Source organism: Rhodomicrobium sp. Az07, assembly GCF_018619475.1.
Lineage (GTDB): Bacteria > Pseudomonadota > Alphaproteobacteria > Rhizobiales > Rhodomicrobiaceae > Rhodomicrobium.
The window spans coordinates 26,256-49,953 of sequence record NZ_JAHFZG010000001.1 but is presented as its reverse complement, the minus strand read 5'-3'; the positions used below and the strand labels follow the sequence as shown (position 1 = coordinate 49,953).

Below are 23,698 nucleotides of genomic sequence, written 5' to 3'. Positions count from 1 at the left end.
CCCGCGCGCCCTATCGCCCGCGAAGTCGCGAAACCAGCTCCGGGCTCGGATAGGAGTCGGCGGGCAGGCCGAGCTTCTGCTGCACGCTCTTGACGCTCGCTCGCGTGAGAAGACCGAGTTTGCCGTCCACTTCGCCGACATCGTAGCCCTTCGCACGCAGCAGGCGCTGCAACTCTTTCGTCTGCTCATAGCCGAAAGGCGTCACGCCCCGCCCGCGCGACACCGGCGGCGCACCGTCGATGCGGGTCGCGAGATAGGCCACCGTCGTCGCGTAGATGAGCGATTGGTTCCATTCGAGGAACACCTTGAAATTGTCGAAGGCGAGGAAGGCCGGTCCGTTGCGCCCCATCGGCAGGAGCAGCGATGCGGGCAGATCGCCGTTCAGGCGTTCACCCCCCGCAAGCTGCACACCCATGCGCTGCCACTCGTTGAGCGGATGCTGGATGGTGATATCGGCCTGGCTCCAATCCATGCTTTCCGGCAGGCGCGCTTCCTTGAGCCACGGCTCGCCACGCCGCCAGCCGAGCGCCTTCAGGTAATTCGCCGAGGAGCCGATGACGTCGGGCGCGCTGCGGATCAGGTCGGCATGGCCGTCGCCGTCGTAATCGATGGCGTATTTGAGGTAGACCGAGGGCACGAACTGCGTCTGGCCAAGCTCGCCCGCCCAAGGTCCGCGCATTTCGCTTGCGCTGAGATCGCCGCGATCGATGATCTTGAGCACATCGACCAGTTCCTCGCGGAACTTCTCGGGCCGGCGGCAGTCATAGGCGAGCGTCGCCAGCGAGCGCACGGTGTCCATATTGCCGTTGTTCGCGCCGAAATCGGTTTCGAGCGCCCAGAAGGCGCTGATGACCGCGCCCGGCGCGCCGAATTCGCGGTCCGCCCGCTCGAACTCCCGCTTGTACTTGCCGCCGATGAGCTGGCGCGCCCTGTCGATGCGGTATTTCGCTGCCATGCGGTCGGAAAATTCGAGGAAGCTCTGCGAAAAGACGCTTTGGGCGCGATCCTTGTTGATGACGCTCTGGTCGAAAGTAATGCCGTCAAGGGCGGAGAGCGCGCGGGAGGAGAGCCCCTGGGCGCGCGCTTCGATCTTGAACTGCGCCAGCCAGCGGTCGAACCCCGCGCCCGACTTGTAGCACGGTGCCGCGAAAGCGCCGCTCGCGCCCGTCGCGACGAGGAGGCTCGCAATCATCATTCGGGTAACGGGGCGTGTCATCGCTAGCCTCCACTCAGGCATGATCGGGGTCGAAACGGCGTCTGGCCGATTCCGGCATCGTCACTGTATAGATTTCGGACCTTGCCGGAAGACGGCGCCGCTCCTGATCGCGCGAATCCTGTCCGAAAATGAGGCAAAGACCTTCGTTTGTTCGCTTCGCACGGCTCGATGTCGCGCGCCTCGGCTGGTGGCGCGCTGCATTTGGCGTTGCGCTCCGGGCTAAGGCACGAAGATCAGGAAGATATAGGTCGCGAAGATGATGAGGTGCAGGAAGCCGAACAGGATGTTTGTTCGTCCGGAGCCGAACGTGAACACGCTCACGAGCAGCGTCAGAAACAGGATCACCATCGTCTCGGAACTGAGGCCTAGAATAAGATCGGTGCCGAGGTAAAGCGCGATGATGGCGACGGCGGGCACAGTCATGCCGATAGTGGCGAGAGACGAGCCGAGCGCAAGGTTGATCGACCGCTGAAGCTCGTTCATGCGTGCGGCGCGAACAGCCGTGATGCCTTCAGGCGAGAGGATCAGTACCGCAACAAGGAAGCCCAGGAACGCCTCCGGCGCGCCGAAGTCGGTGAGTAAACCTTGCAGCGAGGCGGTAAACGTCTTCGACAGCAGAACCACCGCCACGAGCGACGCGATAAGCAGGATCGGCGCGCGTAGCCTGAGCCCTGCGCTGCGCGTCTCTTCCGAGGAATCGTCTGGCTTGATGTCGTCGCGGAAATATTCCGTATGCCGCACGGTCTGTATATAGAGGAACAGGCCGTAGAGCAGCAGCGTGATGATGGAGATGAAGACCAGCTGTGGCGTGGTGAGCACCGGACCGGGTGCAGACGTCGTGAAGTTCGGAAGAACCATCGTCAGCATGGAGAGCGCGGTCAGCACGGCGAGATAGGCGTTCGCCCCTTTCACCTCGAAATCCTGCTCTCGATATCGGATGCCGCCCACGAGCATGCAGATGCCGACAAGGCCGTTGGCGACGATCATCACCACCGCGAAAACGGTATCGCGAGCGAGCGCCGGGTTTCCGTTCTCTTCGAGCATGATCGACATGATGAGGGCGACCTCGATGATCGTCACCGAAATGGTGAGCACGAGTGTGCCGAACGGCTCGCCGATTTCGTGGGCGATCTCCTCGGCGCTGACGACGGCCGCGATGACGGTCGCGAACAGGATGGGAAAGACGACGAGCGACAACCACAGCGGCGGCTTGTCCTTGACGACCTGTCCGCCGAGGAAGGTGATGGCCGCGTAGAGCGCCAGCGCGGTGATGGGCACAGCGACCCGCAGCGCATCGACGACGCCGATGCGCTGCGCCGTTCCGGCCGGCCTCACGGGCGCGCCCCCCCCTCAATCGCGTCGAGCGCCGCGCGAACCGCGAGCATGTCGCGCCAGGCGAGCCGCTTGGCGGCGGGCGTGCGCAGGAGATAGGCCGGGTGCAGCGTCGCCATCGCGCGCGTTCCGGGATGCCCCGGCAGTTCCAGCCATTTTCCGCGCAGCTTCATGATTCCCTCCGTCGCTCCGGTGAGTTGCTTCGCCGCAGCATTTCCTAGAAATACAACGATCTTAGGCGCGATGAGTTCAATTTGCCTTTCCAGAAAAGGTTGGCACGCCTGCACTTCTTCCGGCGAGGGCGTGCGGTTCCCGGGCGGACGCCAGAACACGATGTTCGTGATGTAAACGTCCGCTTCGGTGAGGCCGATGGCTGCGAGCATGCGGTCGAGAAGCTGGCCTGCGCGGCCGACGAAGGGCTGGCCCTGCCGGTCTTCATCCTTTCCGGGCGCTTCGCCGATGAGCATGAGGGGCGCGTCGGGCGAACCGCGCGACAGACAAAGGCGACTCGCGGTGGCCCTGAGGGCGCATCCCTCGAAGCTTTCGAGGAGCGCGCGCAACTCGTTCAACGTGCGGGCGCTGCGGGCGAGTTCGCGCGCCGCCATCACGTCGTTCGAGGGGACGCCGGCCCGGTCGGGCGCAAGCTCCACCCGATGCGGCAAATCCGCTCGCTCACGTATCGGCGGTTTGCGATTGACGTTTGCGTCAGCGCCTATACCTATAGGAGAAGGCTCCGCTCGGGGGATTTCGGCGTACCAGTCGCGCGTTTCCCCGGCGATGGTTTCGTCGATACCCATCGCCCGATACCATTCGAGCAGAATTGCAGCATTCTCCGCAGGCGCGCGCATGCCGGTGAGAGTGCCCATGATTTAGACGAATAATCAAGTTGGCGGGAAAGCGCTTTTCCCGTAGGACACCAATCTCAGTGCGGTGCAACAAAGATCTGCTCTAACTCTTGACACAAGTCGCGCCACGGCGGGTTCGCCCGATGCCTTGAGCGCGCGATGGAGCGCGAGGCCGCTTCGGCCTGGAGGAACCCATGGAAGAGAACGAAGTCTCCGAAGTCGCCGTCGAGGAAGCCCTTCCCGAACGCGAGACGATGGAATTCGACGTCGTCATCGTTGGCGGCGGACCTGCCGGGCTTTCGGCGGCGATCCGGCTGAAGCAACTCGCCGAGAAGGCGGGCAAGGAAATTTCCGTCGTCGTTCTCGAAAAGGGCTCGGAGATCGGCGCGCATATCCTTTCGGGCGTGGTCATCGACCCCATCGGCCTGAACGCGCTCATCCCGGACTGGAAAGAGCAGGGCGCTCCGCTCGAACAGCAGGTAACGAAAGACGTCTTTCTCCGCCTCACGGAGGCGAAGTCTTCAGGCTTTCCGCATCATTTGCTGCCGCCCGCGATGCGCAACGATGGTTTCTATATCGGCAGCCTCGGCGCGGTGGTGAAATGGCTCGGCGAGCAAGCCGAAGCGCTGGGCGTGGAGATTTATCCGGGCTTCCCCGCAGCCGAAGTGCTCTACGACGACGACGGCAAGGTGATCGGCGTCGCGACGGGCGATCTCGGCGTCGGCCGCGACGGCAAGCCGAAGGATGAGTTCGTGCGCGGCATGGCACTTCTCGGCAAATATACGCTGATCGCGGAGGGCGCGCGCGGCTCCCTCGCGAAGCAGCTCATCGGCAAGTTCAAGCTCGACGCGAATTCCGACGTGCAGAAATACGGCATCGGCCTGAAAGAGCTGTGGCAGGTGAAGCCCGAGCATCACAAGCCCGGCCTCGTGCAGCACACGCTCGGCTGGCCGCTTGACGACAAGACCGGCGGCGGCTCGTTCATGTATCACTACGGCGACAACCTCGTCGCTGTCGGCTTCGTGGTGCATCTGAACTACCAGAACCCCTATCTCAGCCCGTTCCATGAGTTCCAGCGCTTCAAGACGCATCCCGCCATCGCGCCAACCTTCGAGGGAGGCAAGCGCATCGGTTACGGCGCGCGCGCCATCGTGGAGGGCGGCTGGCAGTCGATCCCGAAGCTGACGTTCCCCGGCGGCGCGCTGCTGGGATGCAGCGCAGGCTTCGTGAACGTGCCGCGCGTGAAAGGCTCGCACAACGCAGTGCTGTCGGGCATCGCGGCGGCGGATGCGGCTTTCGAGGCCATCGATGCGGGCCGCGCGGGCGACGAACTCACCGCCTACGAGACGGCTGTCCGCACCGGCCCTATCGCGAAAGACCTGAAGCCGATCCGCAATGTGAAGCCGCTGCTCTCCCGCTACGGCACCATGCTCGGCTCGTTCCTCGCTGGCATCGACATGTGGCTGAACAAGCTCGTGCCCGCGCTGTCGCCGACACTCAGCCACGGAAAGCCCGATTTCGCGACGCTCAAGCCCGCGAAGGACTGCAAGCCCATCGCCTACCCGAAGCCGGACGGGAAGCTCACGTTCGACATCCTGTCGTCGCTGCCGCTGTCGGGCACGAACCACGAGGAAGACCAGCCGGTTCACCTCAAGCTCGCCGATCCGAACATTCCGATTGGCAAGAACCTGCCGATGTTCGCCGAGCCTGCGCAGCGCTATTGCCCGGCGGCGGTGTATGAGGTGGTGACGAGCGCCGATGGCGAGGCGCGCTTCCAGATCAACGCGCAGAACTGCATTCACTGCAAGACGTGCGACATCAAGGATCCGGCCCAGAACATCAATTGGGAGACGCCCGAAGGCGGCGGCGGGCCGACCTACGCCGGGATGTAAGGCGGCGCGCTGGGCTATCCGGCCGCGCGCCGTCGGAAACGCTGGCGCGCCGCGGTGTCTTTACAGGCAACGGCCACCAGCATCACTGCATCACCGAGCTTTCTTTTGGCGGGCTCGGTTGCTCGGCGGCTCTGATGTGCTTGCGACCGAGCACACGCATGACGACCACGAAGAAGATCGGAACCCAGAAGACCGCAAGGACCGTCGCCGTGATCATGCCGCCGAACACGCCCGTTCCGAGGGCATGCTGACTCTTGGCGCTCGCCCCGCTCGCGATAACGAGCGGCAAAACCCCGAGGATAAACGCGAATGACGTCATGAGGATTGGCCGGAAGCGGAGATAGGCGGCCTCGATCGTCGCTTCCACCAGAGGTTTTCCCTGGGCCAGCAAGTCTTTCGCAAATTCGATGATCAGGATCGCGTTCTTGGCCGACAGCCCGATGATGGTTACGAGGCCGACGGTGAAGAAGACGTCGTTCGGCAAGTCTCTGATGTTAGCGGCGGCAACGGACCCCACGACGCCGAGCGGAACGACCAGCATCACGGCGAAGGGAATTGACCAGCTCTCGTAAAGCGCTGCGAGGCAGAGGAAAACGAACAGGATCGACAAGGCGAGAAGAAACCCCGCCTGATTGCCCGCGAGCTTCTCCTGATACGATTGCCCGGCCCATTCGTAGCCGAAGCCGGTGGGCAGAATGCGCGCAAGCCGTTCCATCTCCTGGATGGCGTCGCCGCTGCTGTAGCCCTGGGCGGGTTCGCCGGTGAGGCGGATGGTGGGATACCCGTTGTAACCGACGACCTGCGTCGGTCCGAGCGTCCAGGATATCCTCGCGAAAGAAGAGAAAGGCACCATCTCGCCGGCGCTGTTCCTCACGCTGTAGGTCAGGAGATCCTCGGGTTTTGTGCGCGCCTCCTCGCTAGACTGCACGATAACGCGCTGCATCCGGCCCCGGTTCGGGAAATCGTTGATGTAGCTCGATCCGAGATGGGTCGAAAGGGTCACGTTGATGTCGCGGAAGGTCACGCCGAGCGCCGCAGCCTTCTCCCGGTTGATTTCGAGCCGGATCAGCGGAGCAGGCGGAAGCCCTTCGACCGAAACGTTCGACAGCACCGGCGACTTTTCCGCGGCGGCAATGAGCGTGTCCTTCGCCGCAATCAGCGCATCGTAACCGCGCTGGCCTCGGTCCTGAAGGCGGAAGCTGAATCCGCTCGTCGTTCCGAGATTGTCGATTGGCGGCGGTGCAAGCGCCGAAACCTGCGCATCGCGGATCGTCTTGAAGGCGGCGTCGCTTTTTTCAATCAGCGCGTCGGCGGATTCGTCGGGCCCGCGCTTGGACCAATCCTTCAGCGTGACGAAGGCTTGCGCCGTCATCGGCCCCTGACCGAAAAAGCTGTAGCCGGTGATGAAGGTCACATCGTCGATGCCGGGTGTCTTTGCGAGTTGTCCCTCGACCGTTTTCACAACGTCGAGCGTTCGGCTCGCGCTGGCTTCCGAGGGCGCGAGCACATCAACCATGATGAAGCCCTGATCGTCGATAGGGACGAAGCCGCCCGGCATCTTCCAGAGCGCATAGCCGACGCCCACGACAAGCGCCAGATAGACGATCATGAAGCGCGCGCTTCGAGCGATCATCCACCGGGTGATTTTCGTATAGCGGGACGTCGTCGCATCGAGGCGTCTGTTGAACCACGCAAAAAAGCCGCGTCTTGCATGGCCGTGCCCTTTCTCGACGGGCTTGAGCATCGTGGCGCACAAGGCGGGCGTGAGCGAAAGCGCGAGGAACGCCGAGAAGGAAATCGATACCACGATCGACGCGGAGAACTGCCGGTACATAAGGCCCGCCGAACCGGGGAAGAACGCCATCGGCACGAAGACGGCCGTCAGCACGAGGGTAATTCCGATGACGGCGCCGCTGATCTGGTTCATGGCCTTGATCGTCGCTTCCCTGGGCGGAAGTCCCTCCTCGTCCATGATGCGCTCCACGTTCTCCACCACGACGATGGCGTCGTCCACGAGGATGCCGATGGCGAGAACCATGCCGAACATGGTGAGCACGTTGATGGAAAGCCCCATCGCCAGCAATACGGCGCAGGTGCCGAGCAAGGCGATCGGAACCACGAGCGTCGGGATGATCGTGTAGCGGATATTCTGCAGAAACAGGAACATCACAAGGAATACGAGAAGGACTGCTTCGCCCAGCGTCAGCAGCACCTTCTTCACAGAAGCATCGATGACTGGCGTCACGTCGTATGAAATCTCGTAGCCCACGCCCGGCGGGAAATACGTGACAAGCTCCGCCATCTTCGCGCGGACGGCCACGGCGGTGGCGAGCGCGTTTCCGGTCGGGGCAAGCTGAACCGCGATTGCGGCCGCCGGGCGGCCATTCAGCCGCGTGGCAAACGCATAGGAGAAGCCCCCGACCTCGATACGCGCCACGTCGCGCAGCATGACGGTGGAACCGCTCGGATCGGCACGCAGCACGATATCGCCGAACTCTTCGGGGGATATGAGCTGGCCCTTGACGAGAACCATGTTCTGGACCCGCTGCTCGGGCGGCGCGGGCGCAGCCCCAAGAGAGCCGGACGCGACCTGAGCGTTCTGCGCCTCGATTGCTTCGTCAACGTCGCGTGCCGTCAGGTTGAGGCCGAGCAGTTTGTCGGGGTCGAGCCAGATGCGCATCGCTCGCTCGGTGGAGAACAGGCGCGCGCGCCCGACGCCGTCCACGCGCCGCAGTTCCTGGAGCACATAGCGGGTTGCGATATCGCCAAGCGCGATCTCGTCGAGTTTGCCGTCTCTGGATGTCAGGGTTACGAATTGCAGGATCGCGCTGCTGGCCTCCAGAATTTCTATCCCTTGTTTGCGGACGACATCGGGAAGCCTCGGCTCGATACGCTTGATCCGGTTTTGCACGTCGACAGAGGCGAGCGTGACGTCGGTGCCCGGCTTGAAGTAGGCAAGAATTTCGACTTCGCCTGTCGTGTCGCTCGTGGACTCGTAGCTCAGGATGTTGGCGGCGCCGTTCAATTCCTCTTCGATGAGGCGTGTCACGCTGAAATACAGCTCTTGTGTCGAGGCGCCGGGGTAGGAAGTCGTAATCGAGATCGAGGGTGGCGCGATGATCGGGTATTGCGCGACCGGAAGGAAAGGAAGCGACAACACGCCTGCAAGGCATATGAAGATCGCGACCACCCAGGCGAAGACCGGGCGGGCGATGAAGAAGCTCGACATCGGGCTGCACTCCAACAGAAGGCTTGGTTCGGACGATACTCGCCGGTTATCGGGCCGATGCCTGAGTGATCGGGCGCTCGCTGAAGGGCACCGGCTTGACGCGATCTCCGGGAGTGAACTTCTGGAAGCCATCGACCACGATCTTGTATCCCGGCTTCAGTCCGTCCTCGATGGTGACACGCCCGCCGATGGTCCTGCCCACACGCACGGACTGGAGGATGGCGCGGTTGCTGTCGTTGACCACGAAGACGGCACTCACACCGGAGTCGGTGCGCCGCACGGCTTGCGCCGGCACGGCGATCCCGTCGATGTCGATCGCTTCGTCTATCACCACTCGCACATACATTCCCGGAAGAAGGTCCGATTTGGGATTTGGGAATTCGCCTCTCAGAGTCACCTTCGCGGTGCCGGGGTCCACGGTCACGTCCGAAAACAGGAGACGGCCGGGGAATGCATAGGCCGAGCCGTCGTCGAAGAGGAGGCGCACTTTTGCCGTATCCGGCGACACGCGACTGAGTTGCCCATCGGCAAGGGCGCGTTTCATGTCGTTGACTTCGGAGACGGACTGCGTGAAGTCGGCATAAATGGGATCGAGTTGCTGGATCGTCGCCAGATGCGTGGCTTCGGTCCGGCCCACAAGCGCCCCCTCCGTGACAAGCGCGCGACCGATGCGGCCGGTGATCGGCGCGCGCACCGTCGCATAGTCGAGGTTGAGCGTAGCCTGTTCGACGGCGGCTTTTTGCGCGGCCACATCTGCTTCTGCCTGTTGCCTCGCGGCAAGAGCGAGATCGTATTGCGCCTGGGTCGTTGTCTGGCCGCGCAGTAGCGTTCTCAGGCGTCCTTCCTGCCGCGTCGTCTGAAGTGCGACGGCCTCGGCTTTGGCCAAAGCGGCTTTCGCGCGGTCGAGTTCGACCTGAAACTGCGCGGGATCGATCCGGTAGAGGACCGCGCCCGCCTTGACCACGCTGCCTTGCTGAAAAGTTCGCTCGACGACGATGCCGCCGACTCGCGGACGCACCTCCGCAACGCGAATCGGGGTGACCCGGCCGGGAAGCTCTTTCGTGAGCGTGATCGGCGCCTCGGTCACGGTCAACACACCGACCTCGGGCGGGGGGGCCGCGATCGATGTCGTCGCCTTTTCCGCGTCGCACGCACCGACTAACAACGCAGCAGCGGCGATAGCGAGCAACGGTGCCCGCATTCCCGGCGACGGACGCAATTCATGACAATTCTTCGGAGGACAGCTCAAGCTTAAGTCCTAATCGACAAGTTGATTTCTCAGGATAACCAAACCGGATGGCGGCTTGGAGATGAATATTATTATCGGTTTTCTTAAAGGACGGTGCTATCGACGCCGAGTTTTTTCGACGAAACGCAACTTCCCGGTTGCGGGACGGGCGTTTATCGGAGGGCCGAGGCTTTTCGAGCGGGCAGGTGTCGCCGCGTGCCGGATCGCGCTTGCGCGCCCGGGGCTCCGATTGATGGGGCTGTGATGCATGCACGCCTATCAGATAGTAGTACAGTTAAAATATATCCGAGATATCAATACTCGCGTAGATTGCGGCGCATAACTGACTGCGCCTCCAAGGGGATTCCGCACACGGCACAGGTTCCGCGAAAATAGTCGTGAACTGGCGGAGCGGGCCGCGATCATGCAGCGCCGGCAGCCCGCATTTCGTGGTGCGACTGCGATAACGTAAGCAGTCGATCTACCTCGCAAATATCCGGCCGATGCACCTTCGCTCCACCCCTCTATTATGCTGGTGCCACGCTCGCACAAGCCTCGGCCTTTAGCCGAACGTCTCCCTTGACCCGATCGCTCCGCATCCGCCAAGTTAGCGGCGCAACCGCGGCAATAGTACTCTTTTGCCTCTATTGCTTGGTACGAGCCGGCATCAACAGCGGGCTTCGTAAAAAACAGATAATAATTGAGCTTAGGGAGTAGGGAATGACCAAAAGCAAAATTATCGTGAGCCGGAGAACACTACTGAAGACGGGTCTCGCGGGCGTGGCGACTGTCGCGGCACCGACCTTTTTCATCCGGGATGCCTGGGCCGACGACTTCTGCAATATGCCCAAGGGCGACACTGTGACCTTCGGTTTCAACGTTCCCCAAACGGGGGCGTATGCGGATGAAGGCGCCGACGAGCTTCGCGCCTATCAGCTTGCCGTCAAGCACCTGAACGGCGAGGGCGACGGCGGGATGCTGAAGACCATGAAGCCGCTGGCCCTCAAGGGCAACGGCGTTCTCGGCAAGAAGGTCGCCTATGTGACGGGCGACACTCAGACAAAGTCCGACGCAGCGCGCGCTTCGGCCAAGCGCATGATCGAAAAGGACGGCGTCGTTATGGTCACCGGCGGATCGTCGTCGGGCGTGGCCGTCGCTGTGCAATCTCTCTGTCACGACGCTGGCGTGATCTTCATGGCTGGCCTCACGCATTCGAACGACACGACCGGCAAGGACAAGCGCGCCTACGGCTTCCGGCACTTCTTCAACGCCTATATGTCGGGCGTCGCGCTCGGCCCCGTGCTCGCCGAAAACTACGGCAAGGATCGCGCGGCCTACCATCTGACCGCCGACTACACCTGGGGCTGGACTCAGGAGGAATCGATCAAGAACGCCACCGAGCAACTCGGCTGGAAAACGATCAAGACCGTGCGCACGCCGCTCGGCGCGGGCGATTTCTCCCAGTACATCACGCCCGTAGTGAACTCTGGCGCCGACGTGCTGATCCTGAACCACTACGGCAAGGACATGATCAACTCCTTGACCCAGGCGGTCCAGTTCGGACTTCGCGAGAAGATGGCGAACGGCAAGAAGTTCGAGATCGTCGTCCCGCTCTTCTCGGAACTGATGGCGCAGGGTGCCGGCGACAACATCAAGGGCATTCTCGGAACGGCCAACTGGGACTGGAAGCTTACCGACGACGCGACCAAGACATTCACAAAGTCGTTCGGCGCCGCCTATGGCACGCCGCCGTCGCAGGCCGCGCAGACCTGCTATGTCCAGGCCATCCTTTACGCGGACGCCTGCGAACGCGCTGGCACCTTCAATCCGACGGAAGTCATCAAGGCGCTCGAAGGCTTCGAATTCGATGGCCTCGGCAACGGAAAGACCCTTTATCGCGCCGCCGATCACCAGTGCTTCAAGGAAGTGCTCGTCGTGAAAGGGAAGGCCAACCCGAAGGACAAGTACGATCTGCTTGAGATCGTGAAGAATGTTCCCGCGGCTGACGTCACTTACGATCCGGCCATCTTCGGCGGCGAACTTGGCTCAAGCGCCGCGAAAAAGTGCGGCTAAACCGCATCAAACAAAAGGGCTCGTAGCGTTCAATGCCCGGCCGGCGACTCCTTGCGGAAGCCGGCCGAGGTAGCGGCGCGGCTTCTCGCTCCCGAGCAGAGCGCCTCGTGCTGCGCTCGGGAGCAAAGTACTTGACTACCTAATTTTGCATTGTCCGGTTCGGCTCCCCAGGGAGCGGCGTGAAAGGCAACGGTTGGCAGATCCATGGATGCGATCCTCCTCCAGATCATGAATGGGCTCGACAAGGGCGGAGCTTACGCGCTGATAGCGCTCGGGCTTACGCTCGTTTTCGGCACCCTCGGCGTCGTGAATTTTGCACATGGCGCGCTGTTCATGCTCGGCGCTTTCTGCGCCGTGGCAATGAACAAGTTTCTCTCTTACGAAACCGTGGTGGTCGACCCGACGCAGTTGACGCCGTGGGGCTCGCCGCTGGAAATACGGACACCCTACGTTCAGGCGCTGCTCGGCGATTGGGGCAAGTTCCTCATCGACTATTCGGTTCCGGTCTCGATCCTGCTCGCCATTCCGGTGATGCTGATCATCTCGCTCATCATGGAACGGGGCCTCATTCGCTTTTTCTACAAGCGTCCGCACGCAGACCAGATTCTCGTCACCTTCGGCCTCGCCATCATCCTCCAGGAGATCGTGAAGCAGTTTTTCGGCGCGAACCCCATTCCGCAAACCGCGCCGTCGGCGGTTTCAGGCAGCCTCGCGATCACCTCCGCCATCTCCTATCCCTATTGGCGCATCGTGTACTTTCTATTCTCCCTGGGCGTGGTTGCGGCGGTCATGGCGTTTCTTCGTTTCACCACCTTCGGCATGGTCGTGCGGGCGGGTACTCAGGACCGCGAAACGGTCGGCCTGCTCGGTATCAATATCCAGCGCCGATTTACCATCGTTTTCGGTCTTGCCGGTGTCGTGGCAGGACTTGCAGGGCTGATGTACACGCCCATCGTGCCCCCCGACTATCACATGGGGATGGACTTCCTGGTTCTCTCATTCGTTGTTGTTGTTGTCGGCGGCATGGGATCCTTGCCGGGTGCAGTCCTGGCTGGGTTTCTTCTAGGCATCTTGCAGTCCTTCGCATCGATGAACGAAGTCAAGTCAATCCTGCCCGGCATAGACCAGATCATCATTTACCTCGTCGCCGTCGTCATCCTCCTTGTTCGCCCGCGAGGACTGATGGGGCGCAAGGGCATTATGGAGAGCTGAACCGATGCGGAACACAAAGGTCAGAGACGTCATCCTGCTGGGCTGCTTCGCGGTCGCGGCGGTCGCCGCCCCGCTGCTCGCAGCGCCCTTCGGAGCGGGTTATCCGGATCTTCTCGTGAAGTTCGCCATCTTCGGCATCTTTGCGGTCGGCTTCAATATCCTGTTCGGCCTTACCGGCTACCTGTCGTTCGGCCACGCCGTATTCCTTGGCGTGGGCTCTTATGCAGCGGTATGGTCGTTCAAGCTCGTGTCCGTAAACATTCTCCCCGCAGTGATCGGGGCGATCCTCGTGTCGGGCCTGTTCGCGCTCGCCATCGGATATGTCAGCCTGCGGCGCTCGGGAATCTACTTCTCGATCCTGACGCTGGCCTTCGCCCAGATGTGCTATAATCTGGCCTACTCGGTACTGACGCCCATTACGAATGGCGAAACCGGGTTGCGCGTGCTGCGGGATGATCCGCGATACCTCGACTCGGCGGTCGGTGTGCTCGGCCAGTCTCCATCGCTTTTCGGTCTGCCAATGACGGGCTGGACCGGCTACTATGTTTGCGCGGCCGTGCTTGTTGTGGCTTTCGCGTTCTCCGTGGCGATCTTCCGCTCGCCCTTCGGCATGACGTTGCGGGCGATCAAGACGAACCAGAACCGCATGGGATACACGGGATTCAACTCTCGCCCATACCTGCTGACCGCCTTCGTCATTTCGGGCATGTATGCGGGGCTCGCCGGCTCTCTGATGGCGGCGACCGACCCGCTGGCCGGAGCGGAGCGCATGCAGTGGACGGCTTCCGGAGAGGTCGTTCTCATGACCATCCTCGGGGGCGCGGGAACGCTGCTTGGTCCTGTGCTCGGCTCGGGCGTGATCAAGTATTTCGAGAACATCTTCTCCGCCTACAACGAGGCCCAACTGGGCACTACGTTGTCATTCCTGCCGGAAAGCATCCATGACGGCGTTGTGAAGACCTTGTCGCTGTTCGTCGGCGAAGGCTGGCAGCTCACGCTGGGCCTGTTGTTCATGGTGGTCGTCATCTTCCTGCCCGGAGGCATCATGGAAGGCGTGATGCGCGTCTTCAGGGTGAAGCACACGCCGCCCGTCAAATCTCTCGGCGACTCTGCGCAGCGCGACATCGTGGGTGAAAGCGTGATCGAGGAAATGCCGGCCGACTACGGAGCGCACCCCGCGCCGGAAAAAGCCTTGGCCGAAGCCAAAATCGGGACGACAGCGCAATGAACAACATCGTCTTGCATATCGACCACGTCCACAAGACCTTTGCGGGCCTGCATGCTCTGGCCGATGTCAATCTCGACATCCGCCAGGGCGAGACGCACGCCATCATCGGCCCCAACGGCGCGGGCAAATCGACCTTGCTCAATGTCTGCGTCGGGCGACTGGAACCCACCCAGGGCAAGGTTCTGTTCGATGGCGTGGAGCTTACCGGGCGTCATCCGCATGAAATCTGCCAGCTTGGCGTCGCACGCGTGTTTCAGACGCCGGAAATATTCGGCGATCTTACCGTCATCGAGAATGTGATGATGTCGATGCTGGCCCGTCGGGATGGAGCGTTCAGCCTCCACCTGTTCTCCCGCTTCGACGCACAGCATGAAATCGTCAGCACAGCGGAAAAGGTGCTGACCGATCTTGGCCTTGGGTACCACTTCAATCACCTCGCAAGCGCTTTATCACGCGGAGACAAGCGGCGGCTCGAACTGGCTATGTGCCTGACGCAGAAGCCGAAGCTTCTGCTTCTCGACGAGCCGACGGCGGGGATGGCCCGCGCGGACACCAACGCCACCGTGGATCTCCTCAAGAAGATCAAGCAATCGGGCATGACGATCGTGATCATCGAGCACGACATGCACGTGGTCTTTTCGCTCGCGGATCGGATCACGGTTCTTGCAAATGGACGGGTGATAGCGCAGGGCGCTCCCGAAGAAATCAAAGGCAACCCGAAAGTCATCGAGGCCTATCTTGGAGACGAGGAGCTATGAGCGTTCGGACACTTGACCGCCCCAATACAAGCGAAGCGAACGCAGCGCCATTTTTCTTCTGCCGCGGTCTCGACGCCTATTACGGCGACAGCTACATCGTTCAAAATGTGTCGTTCTCTCTGGAGAAGGGGCAGATCCTCGCCCTTTTGGGACGCAACGGCGCGGGCAAGACTTCCACCCTTCGGGCAATCGCCCGTGCAACAAACCCGGAACTCCGCAGCGGAGAGATCTGTCTCGATGGTCTCAGGCTGGACGGCAAGCCGAACTACATCGCGGCGCAGGCGGGAATCCAGCTCGTCCAGGAAGACCGCCGGATCATTCCCGGCCTGACGGTCGAGCAGAACTTGCAGCTCGCCATTATCTCTGGCGAGGTGGGGTGGCCTTTCGAGCGCATTTATGCGTTGTTTCCACGCTTGGCGGAGCGGCGGAAGCAGGAGGGCACCACGATGTCAGGCGGCGAGCAGCAGATGCTGGCTATTGCCAGGGCGCTTGCTCGCGATGTCAAGCTGCTGCTTCTGGACGAACCTTACGAAGGACTTGCCCCCGTTGTCAGGCACGACATTGCGAAGGCGCTTCTTGAGGTGCGGGCCGCGGGCATTACCAGCATCATCGTGGAGCAAAACGCCGTCGCCGCACTCCATCTCTCCGATCGCGCGGTCATCCTCGATTCAGGAGAGGTCGTTTACGACGGCGCTGCGAAGGATGTGCTCGACGATGAGGAGTTGCGCCTCCGGTATCTGGCGATCTGAGGGGCAAGACGAAGGATGGCGGCCAAGCGCCATCCCAAGAAACGCGGCGCCCGAGAAACGAAAGCGTCTCAGGCGTCGGCATCCCGACTTTTAAGCGACAGAGCGGCAAGTCAAGCCGCCAGCTCGCGCCGGTTGTCCGGCCGCGTGCTCGGACGCGCGAGCGCGCTGTATTCTTCCATGAGCGATTTCGTGATCTCGCCCACCGTGAAGCGATATTCGCCGATCTCGGAGACAGGCGTCACTTCGGCAGCCGAACCGGTCAGGAAGCACTGCTCGAAGCCCGCCATTTCCTCCGGCTGGATACGGCGTTCGTGCACCGCGATGCCGCGCGCCTTCGCCAGCGCGATGAGGGTCTGGCGCGTGATGCCGTTCAGGAAGCAGTCCGCCAGCGGCGTGTGAATCTGGCCGTCCTTCACGAAGAAGATGTTCGCGCCTGTGGCCTCGGCGACGAAGCCGCGCCAGTCGAGCATCAGCGCGTCATTATAGCCGAGGTCCATCGAGCGATGCTTCTCGATGGTGCAGATCATGTACAGTCCGGCCGCCTTCGCGGTGCACGGGGCAGTCGCCGGATCGGGGCGGCGGTACTGCGCGAAGCACAGGCGGATGCCTTTCAGCCGCTCTTCCATCGGGAAGTAGGAACCCCATTCCCAAACGGCGACGGCGACGTGGATCTTCGTATGCTTGGCGGCGACGCCAATTTCTTCCGGGCCGCGCCACGCGATCGGGCGGATATAGCCTTCGTCGAGCTTCTGCGCCTTGATCACGTCGCGGAACGCCTGATCGAGTTGCTCTGCCGAATAGGGCACTTCGAAGCCGATGATTTCCGCCGATTTGCGAAGCCGCTCGGCATGGCGCAGGGACGCGAAAACCTCGCCCTCATAGATGCGCGCGCCTTCGAACACGCCGCTGCCGTAATGGAGGGCGTGCGTCAGGACATGCACCTTCGCATCGCGCCACGGTACGAGGCCGCCGTCCATCCAAATGAAACCGTCGCGTTGGTCATAAGGAACAGGGGCTGGGCCAGCCATCGCAATCTCCAATCGTTCTTGCTCTTGTTCGTCAGAAAACGGTGCGCAATGCACACGACTCCAGCCTCGGAAATGCCAGAGTGAACGAAATAAAGCGCTTCAATATCGCTTGCGTCCAGTCAAAACTTATCATCACTTAATCGTCAAGCTTTGGAAGAATGAGGCCCACCTGCCCATGACCGCCGTGACAGCGTCCGCCGTGCCGGCGTCCGAGATGGACGCGCCCCCGCTCTCCGACGACGCGCCGCACATTCTCGTTGTGGACGACGACGAACGCATCCGCGATCTGCTGGCGGGATATCTTCGCCAGAACGGGTTCCGCGTAACTCAGGCCGGCGACGGCGCGGCCGCGCGCGCGAAGCTTCGGAGCATCGCTTTCGACTGCCTCATCCTCGACGTGATGATGCCGGGCGAGAGCGGCTTCGACATCGCCGATTGGCTGAGGAAGGAATCCGATGTCGCCATCCTCATGCTGACGGCACGGTCGGAGCCGGAGCACCGCGTGCGGGGTCTGGAACTCGGCGTGGACGACTATGTGGCGAAGCCGTTCGAGCCGCGCGAACTTTTGCTGCGCCTGCAAAACATCCTTCGCCGTCACGCTTCGCCCAAGACGAAGCACGGCGAGGTGCGCTTCGGGCCGTTCCTGTTCGACCTCAGGAAGAACGAGTTGAAGCGCGGCGACGAGCCGATCCGCCTGACCGACCGCGAGCGCGAGGTGCTGCGCGAATTCGCACTGGCGGGCGGCGAACCCGTGTCGCGCGAGGATCTCGCAAGGCTCGGCGAGTATGAGAACGAGCGCGCCGTCGACGTGCAGATCAACCGGCTTCGCCAGAAGATCGAGACCGATCCGGCGAACCCGGCTTATCTCCATACCGTGCGCGGCAAGGGATACATTCTTTATCTGGACTGAGGCGCATGCTTGTTCGCGGCTCGCAAATCGCACCTCGGCAGACAGCGGCAAACAAGGGACCGAAGCCATCAAGCTGGACCTGACCGACAAGGCAAAGGGCACGCCGGCCGCGTCTCCGCCCGTTCCGGCGCGGGAAAACGAGCCCACCTATCGCGCGCCCTTCCTCGGACGCGTGTTTTCCGCTGTCGGCTCGCTCGCGCCGAAGGGCCTTTACACTCGCGCGCTCATCATCATCATTGCGCCGATCGTCATCTTGCAATCGATCCTCGCCTTCGTCTTTCTCGACCGGCATTGGCAGGTCGTGACGCGCCGTCTCTCCGTCGCGACGGCACAGGACATCGCCATGCTCGCCGATACCTACGAGACGATGACGGCGAAGACCCAGGCCGATCTCGACCGCCTCTCCCGCCTCGCGCGCGAAAACCTGTCGCTGTCGGTGCGCTTCCTGCCGGGCGAACAACTGCCCGTCACGAGGTCGAAGCCGTTCTTCGGCTTCCTCGACCGCTACCTTTCGGGGGAAATCAGCCGCCGCCTCAACAGGCCGTACTGGATCGACACGGTCGGTTCCTCGAACTACATCGAGGTGCGCATCAAGCTCGAAGGCGCGGTGATGCGAGTGCTCGCACAGCGCGCGCAGCTCATCCCGTCCAACACGCACTTCTTCATCGTGTGGATGGTGACCTCTGCGACCATACTGCTCATCGTCGCGATCCTGTTTCTGAGGAACCAGATTCGCCCGATTCTGGCGCTTGCCGACGCCGCCGACCGCTTCGGGCGCGGCCGCCCCGCGCCGCCGGATTTCCGCGTTCGCGGCGCGCGCGAAGTGCGGCTCGCGGCCCAGGCGTTCCTCGACATGCGCGACCGGATCGAGCGCCACGTCGAACAGCGTACCATCATGCTCGCAGGCGTCAGCCATGATCTGCGCACGATCCTCACCCGCTTTCGTCTTCAGCTTGCGATGATGCACGCGCCACAGATCGAGGCGCTGAAGCGTGACGTCGACGAGATGCAGCAGATGCTCGAAGACTACATGGCCTTCGCGAAGGGTGCGGCGGGCGAGAAGATCCGGCGCGTCGACGTCCGCAGCATTCTCGAAGAGGTGCAGACGGCGGTGGAAGAGCCGGGCAAGACGCTTCGGCTCGACGTGCGGCAAAACCCGCTGATCGTGGCGCTGCGCCGCAACGCGTTCAAGCGCGCGGTGCTGAACCTCGTCACCAATGCGACACGCTACGCGACCACGATCCAGATCCGCGCGCTGCGCTCGCATGGCTGGCTGACGGTGGTGGTCGAGGACGACGGCCCCGGTATTCCGGCGGACAAGCGCGAGGTCGTGTTCCGGCCGTTCCACAGCCTCGACGCGGCGCGCAACCAGAACAAGAAAAGCACGGGCCTCGGTCTTGCCATCGCGCGCGACATCGTGAGAAGCCACGGCGGCGACATCACGCTCGACAGGAGCAATCTCGGCGGCTTGAAGGCGGTGATCCGCATTCCGGCGATGCATATAAGCGAGGACGTCGCCGCCGATTAGGCTGCCCCAACTTATTCGTTGCCATTGCATGCGCCGCCCCTGAAAGGACGCGGCAGGCGATCGGCGGCAAGCCTCGCGCAGGCAGCGCCCGCTATGCGATCCTCCATGGGATCAGCACCTGTCATAGACCTCGCGGAAACGCCCCACTCGCCAGCACCCTCGCAACCCCGAGCCGCAACGAGCCGGTTTTCCGTCATCTGCGTCGGCATCTGCACCGTCAAGCGGCCCCGGATGCTGGAGCGCTGTATCCGATCGGTCATGGCGCAGGAAGGCGTAGCCGGCCACGACGTGCGCATCGTGGTGGTCGAGAACGACGCCACGCCCGCATGCAAGACCATAGTCGAGGCGTGCGCCGCCGCCTCGCCCTTCCCCATTCTTTATATCCATGAGCCACGGCGCGGCATCCCGATGGCACGGAATCGCGTGCTGGCCGCCGCGCTTGCGATTGACGCCGAGCGCGTCGTGTTTCTCGATGACGACCAGGTCGCGCATCCGGCCTTCCTCGCGAAACATCTCGACGCCGCAAGGCGCGACGGCGTCGACGTGGTGCAGCCGCATATCGTGCCGATCTTTCCCGATCCGCCGCCGTTCTGGGCTACCGGCGAGACAGGTATCGTCGAGGTGGTCGAAAACGACGCCCCCCTTTCCGGGCGGCTGCGCCCCTCGGCCGGGACATGCGGCGTGATGTTTTCCGCGAGGCTGATCCGCGACGACGGCATGGCGCTGCGCTTCGATGAGCGCCTCGCTCTCGCAGGCGGCGAGGATGGAGACTTTTTCGGCCGTGCCCGCGCGCTGGGTGCCGTCATCGCCCTGTCGCGATTGCCCGTGGTCATGGACGAGGTGCATCGCTCGCGCCTGACCTACAAGCGCTACATCGCGCGCGGGCTCGCGCATGGCGGCCAGAAATTCGCCCATTACCGCGCGACCAAAGGTTTCGCCGCCGCGCTTCGCAAGCATGGAATTGCCGCCGTGCCCCGGCTGTTGCGCGGGCTGGGGCAGTTCATCGTTGCGCCGCTGTTTGCCCCGTTCGACATGCGCCGTTTCAAGTTCACCGCGCTCGAAGGCGGCCGCAACATCGCTTTCGCGGCTGGTGTTCTGGGCGCGATGCTCTCGCTTCAATACGAATACTACCGGGAGATCGACGGCTATTGATGAGGGCGGTTTGTAACCGCCCAACTCGACTTGAGGGCTTTCAGAAGGCCGCTTCATGCTTGCCTGGCTTGCGCAGACGCCCGTCGTTGTGCTCGGATCGCGGCGGGCTGGTCAGGGGTCCGCAGACGGCGAAATCTTTGTCCCACCCTGGTGTTCCACTCAAAAAACAAAGAGGTGCGATAACAATGCGCTGCGAGCAAGATGGTGGACACGACAGGGATTGAACCTGTGACCCCTACGATGTCAACGTAGTGCTCTACCGCTGAGCTACGTGTCCGAACCGGAATGCGAGGATATCGCCCGTGTTTCGGTCGCGCCCCGCCTTTGGAGCCGCTCTCATAGCACGCACGAAATCGCGCTTCAAGCAGACAATCGTCGGAACATGAGCTTGTCTTGAGACTTTTTCATGCGGGCCGATTTCCCGGTCCATCAGGCCCCGGACCACTTCAGGAGGCATTTCAATGAACGGCATTCCCCTGCAGCCCATTATCGCGATCCTCGCCGGCATCCTCATCCTGCTCCGCCCCGCGCTCCTCAATTACGTCGTCGCTATCTATCTGATTCTCGTAGGCATTCTCGGGTTGGTCGGCTCGCGGAGGTTCTAGCGTCAGCGCCGCGCAGGGTGCGTATGCTTGCCTGACGGCCGCGCGCCTGATCGAGACAGCAAACCCCGCGCTAGTGCAGCGATTCCGACATTTGCTCACCTATGTTGCACCCTCGCGAGCAAATGTCGGAATCGCTAGCGACGGTTTGAAGGACGCCCGCATCGCAGGAGACGCCGATGGACTTCGGATTAGACGCGACACTTCTGGCCCGCATCCAGTTCGCCTTCACGGTGACGTTCCACATCATCTTCCCGGCGTTCACCATCGGCCTTGCATCCTACATCGCGACGCTCGAAGGCATCTGGTATTTCCGGGGCGACGACAGGTATCACCGCCTCGCTCGGTTCTGGACCAAGATCTTCGCGGTATCCTTCGCCATGGGCGTCGTGTCCGGCCTGCCGATGTCCTACCAGTTCGGCACGAACTGGAGCCGCTTTTCGGTGGCCACCGGCAACGTGATCGGCCCGCTGCTCGGCTACGAGGTGATGACGGCCTTCTTCCTCGAAGCTACGTTCCTCGGCATCATGCTGTTCGGCTGGAACCGCGTGCCGCGCGGCCTTCACTTCTTTTCAAGCTGCATGGTCGCCTTCGGCACGCTGCTTTCCGCGTTCTGGATTCTGTCGGCCAACAGCTGGATGCAATATCCCACCGGCCATGAGGTGCGCGACGGCATTGCGGTGCCGGTGGACTGGCTCGCGGTGATCTTCAACCCGACCTTTCCCCATCGCTTCGCGCATATGGTGACGGCGGCCTATATCACGACCGCCATCGTGGTTCTCTCGGTCGGCGCGCGCTACTGGCTTCAGAACCGCTATGCCGAAGAGAGCCGAGTCATGGTGCGCATGGCGCTGGCAATGATCCTCGTCCTCGCGCCGCTTCAGGCGTTCATCGGCGATCAGCACGGCCTCAAGACCGCGCAATATCAACCGGCGAAACTTGCCGCGATGGAAGCGCATTGGGACGGCACGAAGCCCGCTGGCCTCGTCCTGTTCGCGTTGCCGAACGCGCGGACGGAGTCTAACGACTACGAAATCGCGATTCCCAACCTCGGCAGCCTCATCATCACGCATGACTGGAACGGTCTGTTTCCGGGGCTCAAGGATTTCAAACCCGACGACCGCCCGCCGCTCACCATGCCGTTTTTCGGCTTCCGTCTGATGGTCGCCATCGGGCTCTGGTTCATCGTGCTCGCAGGCGTGGGCGGGTTCCTCTGGTGGCGCGGACGGCTGTTCGAGAGTCGAACCTTCATGCGTGCGGCGTCCTGGTCGTGGCCGCTCGGCTTCGTCGCCGTGATCGCGGGCTGGATCACAACGGAAGTCGGCCGCCAGCCCTGGATCGCAACCGGTCTCATGCGGACGTCGGAAGGAGTTTCGCCCGTGGCGTCCGGCGCGGTTGGAGCATCGCTCACCCTCTTCTTCTTCGTCTACCTGATCGTGTTCTCCGCCGGCATCGTCTACATCAACCGGTTGATCCACAAAGGCCCTGTGTTGCAGGCGCCGTCAGGGCTCGACGAAGGCACACCCGCGCGGCCCATCTCGGCGGCGACGGAAAGCGGGCGCGGTCGTGCATGATCCGCAAAAGCGAAATCCGGTTTTGCGACAAGATCATGCACTCGAAGGAAACTGAGGAGTTAAGCCATGGGTGAAATCGCGTACTGGCTACCCCTCGTCTGGGCCGCGCTTATCGGCCTCGCCATCGTGATGTATGTGCTGCTCGACGGCTTCGACCTCGGCATCGGCATGCTTTTCCTTTCCGGCAGGAGCGAGGAAGAGCGCGACCACATGATGAACGCCATCGCGCCTTACTGGGACGGCAACGAGACGTGGCTGGTGCTCGGCGGCGCGGGGCTGCTCGTCGCTTTCCCTCTCGCCTATGGCACGATCCTGCCCGCGCTCTACATCCCGATCTTCGTGATGCTGCTGGCGCTCGTCTTCCGCGGCGTGGCGTTCGAATTCCGCTTCGTGTCGAAGCCGCACCACCACTGGTGGGACCGCGCCTTCGCCCTCGGCTCGACGGTGGCGACTTTCGCGCAAGGCGTGGTGCTGGGCGGCTTCATGCAGGGCATCGACATCCAGAACCGCGAATTCGCGGGCGGCACGTTCGACTGGCTGACGCCGTTTTCGCTTCTGTGCGGTGTCGGGCTGATGGCGGGCTATATCCTGCTTGGCTCGGCGTGGGTGATGATGAAAACCGACGGCGATCTCGCGCGCCGCGCCCAGCGGCATGCGGAATGGGCGCTTTATGCGACGCTGTTTTTTGTGGCGGCGGTGAGCCTCTGGACACCGCTCATGTCGGATCATATTGCGGAGCGTTGGTTTCGCGGCGGGCACATTGTCTGGCTTTGGCCGGTGCCGTTCCTGACGGCCGTGACGGCGCTCCTCACCTATCGCGGCGCGCGCAAGGGCTCGGGCCTGCAAACCTTTCTCGGTGGGATGACGTTGTTTCTTCTGTGCTTCCTAGGGCTTGGAATCTCGGTGTTTCCCTATCTCGTCTTCCCGTCGATCACGCTTTGGCAGGCTGCTGCCGTCCCCGAATCGCAGATCTTCTCGTTGATCGGCGCGCTCCTTTTCCTGCCGCTCGTGCTCGGCTACACCGCCTTCGTGTACTGGACCTTCCGGGGCAAGGTGACGGAGGGCGAAGGCTATCACTGAGTGCGTTTAGCCGAGCTTCGATAAATCCGACTCCGTTCGACGCGGGCTGATCGACGCCAAAG

General features: G+C 62.4%; 18 protein-coding genes and 1 tRNA gene. 12 read left to right on the top strand and 7 right to left on the bottom strand.

What is annotated here, in order from left to right; translation table 11 throughout:
- Nucleotides 1-10: 10 nt before the first annotated feature.
- From KKP04_RS00225 to KKP04_RS00215, 3 genes are all read right to left on the bottom strand, one after another.
- Nucleotides 11-1,216 (bottom strand): lytic murein transglycosylase, encoded by a 1,206-nt coding sequence (locus tag KKP04_RS00225; protein ID WP_215024794.1) that lies wholly within the window; start codon nucleotides 1,214-1,216, stop codon nucleotides 11-13.
- A gap of 219 nt (nucleotides 1,217-1,435) precedes the next feature.
- Nucleotides 1,436-2,551 carry an ionic transporter y4hA gene (locus KKP04_RS00220; RefSeq protein WP_215024792.1) on the bottom strand — a complete coding sequence of 372 codons (1,116 nt, stop codon included), beginning with the start codon at nucleotides 2,549-2,551 and terminating at the stop codon, nucleotides 1,436-1,438.
- Nucleotides 2,548-3,414, bottom strand: a complete 867-nt coding sequence (locus KKP04_RS00215; protein WP_215024789.1) for a uracil-DNA glycosylase family protein — start codon at nucleotides 3,412-3,414, stop codon at nucleotides 2,548-2,550. Before KKP04_RS00215 ends, KKP04_RS00220 begins: the two co-directional genes overlap by 4 nt.
- Before the next feature lie 173 nt (nucleotides 3,415-3,587).
- Between KKP04_RS00215 and KKP04_RS00210 the strand changes: the two genes are divergently transcribed.
- Nucleotides 3,588-5,285, top strand: a complete 1,698-nt coding sequence (locus KKP04_RS00210; RefSeq protein ID WP_215024786.1) for an electron transfer flavoprotein-ubiquinone oxidoreductase — start codon at nucleotides 3,588-3,590, stop codon at nucleotides 5,283-5,285.
- 82 nt (nucleotides 5,286-5,367) lie between these two features.
- Here KKP04_RS00210 and KKP04_RS00205 read toward each other — a convergent pair whose 3' ends face one another.
- On the bottom strand, nucleotides 5,368-8,514 hold the full coding sequence (locus tag KKP04_RS00205) for an efflux RND transporter permease subunit (RefSeq protein WP_215024783.1): 3,147 nt from the start codon (nucleotides 8,512-8,514) through the stop codon (nucleotides 5,368-5,370).
- 46 nt (nucleotides 8,515-8,560) lie between these two features.
- Complete coding sequence (locus tag KKP04_RS00200; RefSeq protein WP_215024780.1) at nucleotides 8,561-9,715, bottom strand: efflux RND transporter periplasmic adaptor subunit; 1,155 nt, start codon at nucleotides 9,713-9,715, stop codon at nucleotides 8,561-8,563.
- Between the two features lie 747 nt (nucleotides 9,716-10,462).
- Here KKP04_RS00200 and KKP04_RS00195 point away from each other — a divergent pair.
- The 5 genes from KKP04_RS00195 (at nucleotide 10,463) to KKP04_RS00175 (ending at nucleotide 15,762) form a co-directional block, all read left to right on the top strand.
- Complete coding sequence (locus KKP04_RS00195) at nucleotides 10,463-11,815, top strand: substrate-binding protein (RefSeq protein WP_215024777.1); 1,353 nt, start codon at nucleotides 10,463-10,465, stop codon at nucleotides 11,813-11,815.
- Between the two features lie 204 nt (nucleotides 11,816-12,019).
- The gene (locus tag KKP04_RS00190; RefSeq protein WP_215024774.1) at nucleotides 12,020-13,027 is read left to right on the top strand and encodes a branched-chain amino acid ABC transporter permease; all 1,008 of its coding nucleotides are present in this window, start codon (nucleotides 12,020-12,022) and stop codon (nucleotides 13,025-13,027) included.
- 4 nt (nucleotides 13,028-13,031) lie between these two features.
- Nucleotides 13,032-14,255 carry a branched-chain amino acid ABC transporter permease gene (locus tag KKP04_RS00185; protein WP_215024771.1) on the top strand — a complete coding sequence of 408 codons (1,224 nt, stop codon included), beginning with the start codon at nucleotides 13,032-13,034 and terminating at the stop codon, nucleotides 14,253-14,255.
- Nucleotides 14,252-15,013: an ABC transporter ATP-binding protein gene (locus tag KKP04_RS00180; RefSeq protein ID WP_215024768.1), complete on the top strand. Its 762-nt coding sequence runs from the start codon at nucleotides 14,252-14,254 to the stop codon at nucleotides 15,011-15,013. The genes KKP04_RS00185 and KKP04_RS00180 overlap by 4 nt, the downstream gene beginning before the upstream one ends.
- Nucleotides 15,010-15,762, top strand: a complete 753-nt coding sequence (locus KKP04_RS00175; RefSeq protein WP_215024765.1) for an ABC transporter ATP-binding protein — start codon at nucleotides 15,010-15,012, stop codon at nucleotides 15,760-15,762. Before KKP04_RS00180 ends, KKP04_RS00175 begins: the two co-directional genes overlap by 4 nt.
- Before the next feature lie 110 nt (nucleotides 15,763-15,872).
- On the opposite strand, the gene KKP04_RS00170 is transcribed toward KKP04_RS00175, so the two are convergent.
- Complete coding sequence (locus KKP04_RS00170) at nucleotides 15,873-16,790, bottom strand: branched-chain amino acid aminotransferase (RefSeq protein ID WP_215024762.1); 918 nt, start codon at nucleotides 16,788-16,790, stop codon at nucleotides 15,873-15,875.
- 175 nt (nucleotides 16,791-16,965) lie between these two features.
- Here KKP04_RS00170 and KKP04_RS00165 point away from each other — a divergent pair, with 175 nt between their 5' ends.
- From KKP04_RS00165 to KKP04_RS00155, 3 genes are all read left to right on the top strand, one after another.
- Nucleotides 16,966-17,700 (top strand): response regulator transcription factor, encoded by a 735-nt coding sequence (locus KKP04_RS00165; protein ID WP_215024759.1) that lies wholly within the window; start codon nucleotides 16,966-16,968, stop codon nucleotides 17,698-17,700.
- A gap of 172 nt (nucleotides 17,701-17,872) precedes the next feature.
- Nucleotides 17,873-19,228, top strand: a complete 1,356-nt coding sequence (locus tag KKP04_RS00160; RefSeq protein ID WP_215024756.1) for an ATP-binding protein — start codon at nucleotides 17,873-17,875, stop codon at nucleotides 19,226-19,228.
- 105 nt (nucleotides 19,229-19,333) lie between these two features.
- Nucleotides 19,334-20,380 (top strand): glycosyltransferase family 2 protein, encoded by a 1,047-nt coding sequence (locus KKP04_RS00155; RefSeq protein WP_215024753.1) that lies wholly within the window; start codon nucleotides 19,334-19,336, stop codon nucleotides 20,378-20,380.
- A 202-nt stretch (nucleotides 20,381-20,582) separates the two neighbouring features.
- Here KKP04_RS00155 and KKP04_RS00150 read toward each other — a convergent pair.
- Nucleotides 20,583-20,657: transfer RNA gene (locus KKP04_RS00150), tRNA-Val, on the bottom strand.
- A gap of 184 nt (nucleotides 20,658-20,841) precedes the next feature.
- Here KKP04_RS00150 and KKP04_RS00145 point away from each other — a divergent pair.
- The 3 genes from KKP04_RS00145 (at nucleotide 20,842) to cydB (ending at nucleotide 23,636) form a co-directional block, all read left to right on the top strand.
- Nucleotides 20,842-20,985, top strand: a complete 144-nt coding sequence (locus KKP04_RS00145) for a DUF3096 domain-containing protein (RefSeq protein ID WP_215024750.1) — start codon at nucleotides 20,842-20,844, stop codon at nucleotides 20,983-20,985.
- A gap of 176 nt (nucleotides 20,986-21,161) precedes the next feature.
- Nucleotides 21,162-22,556, top strand: a complete 1,395-nt coding sequence (locus KKP04_RS00140; protein ID WP_215024747.1) for a cytochrome ubiquinol oxidase subunit I — start codon at nucleotides 21,162-21,164, stop codon at nucleotides 22,554-22,556.
- Nucleotides 22,557-22,622: 66 nt separating this feature from the next.
- Nucleotides 22,623-23,636: a cytochrome d ubiquinol oxidase subunit II gene (gene cydB / locus KKP04_RS00135; RefSeq protein WP_251133800.1), complete on the top strand. Its 1,014-nt coding sequence runs from the start codon at nucleotides 22,623-22,625 to the stop codon at nucleotides 23,634-23,636.
- Nucleotides 23,637-23,698 lie beyond the last annotated feature (62 nt).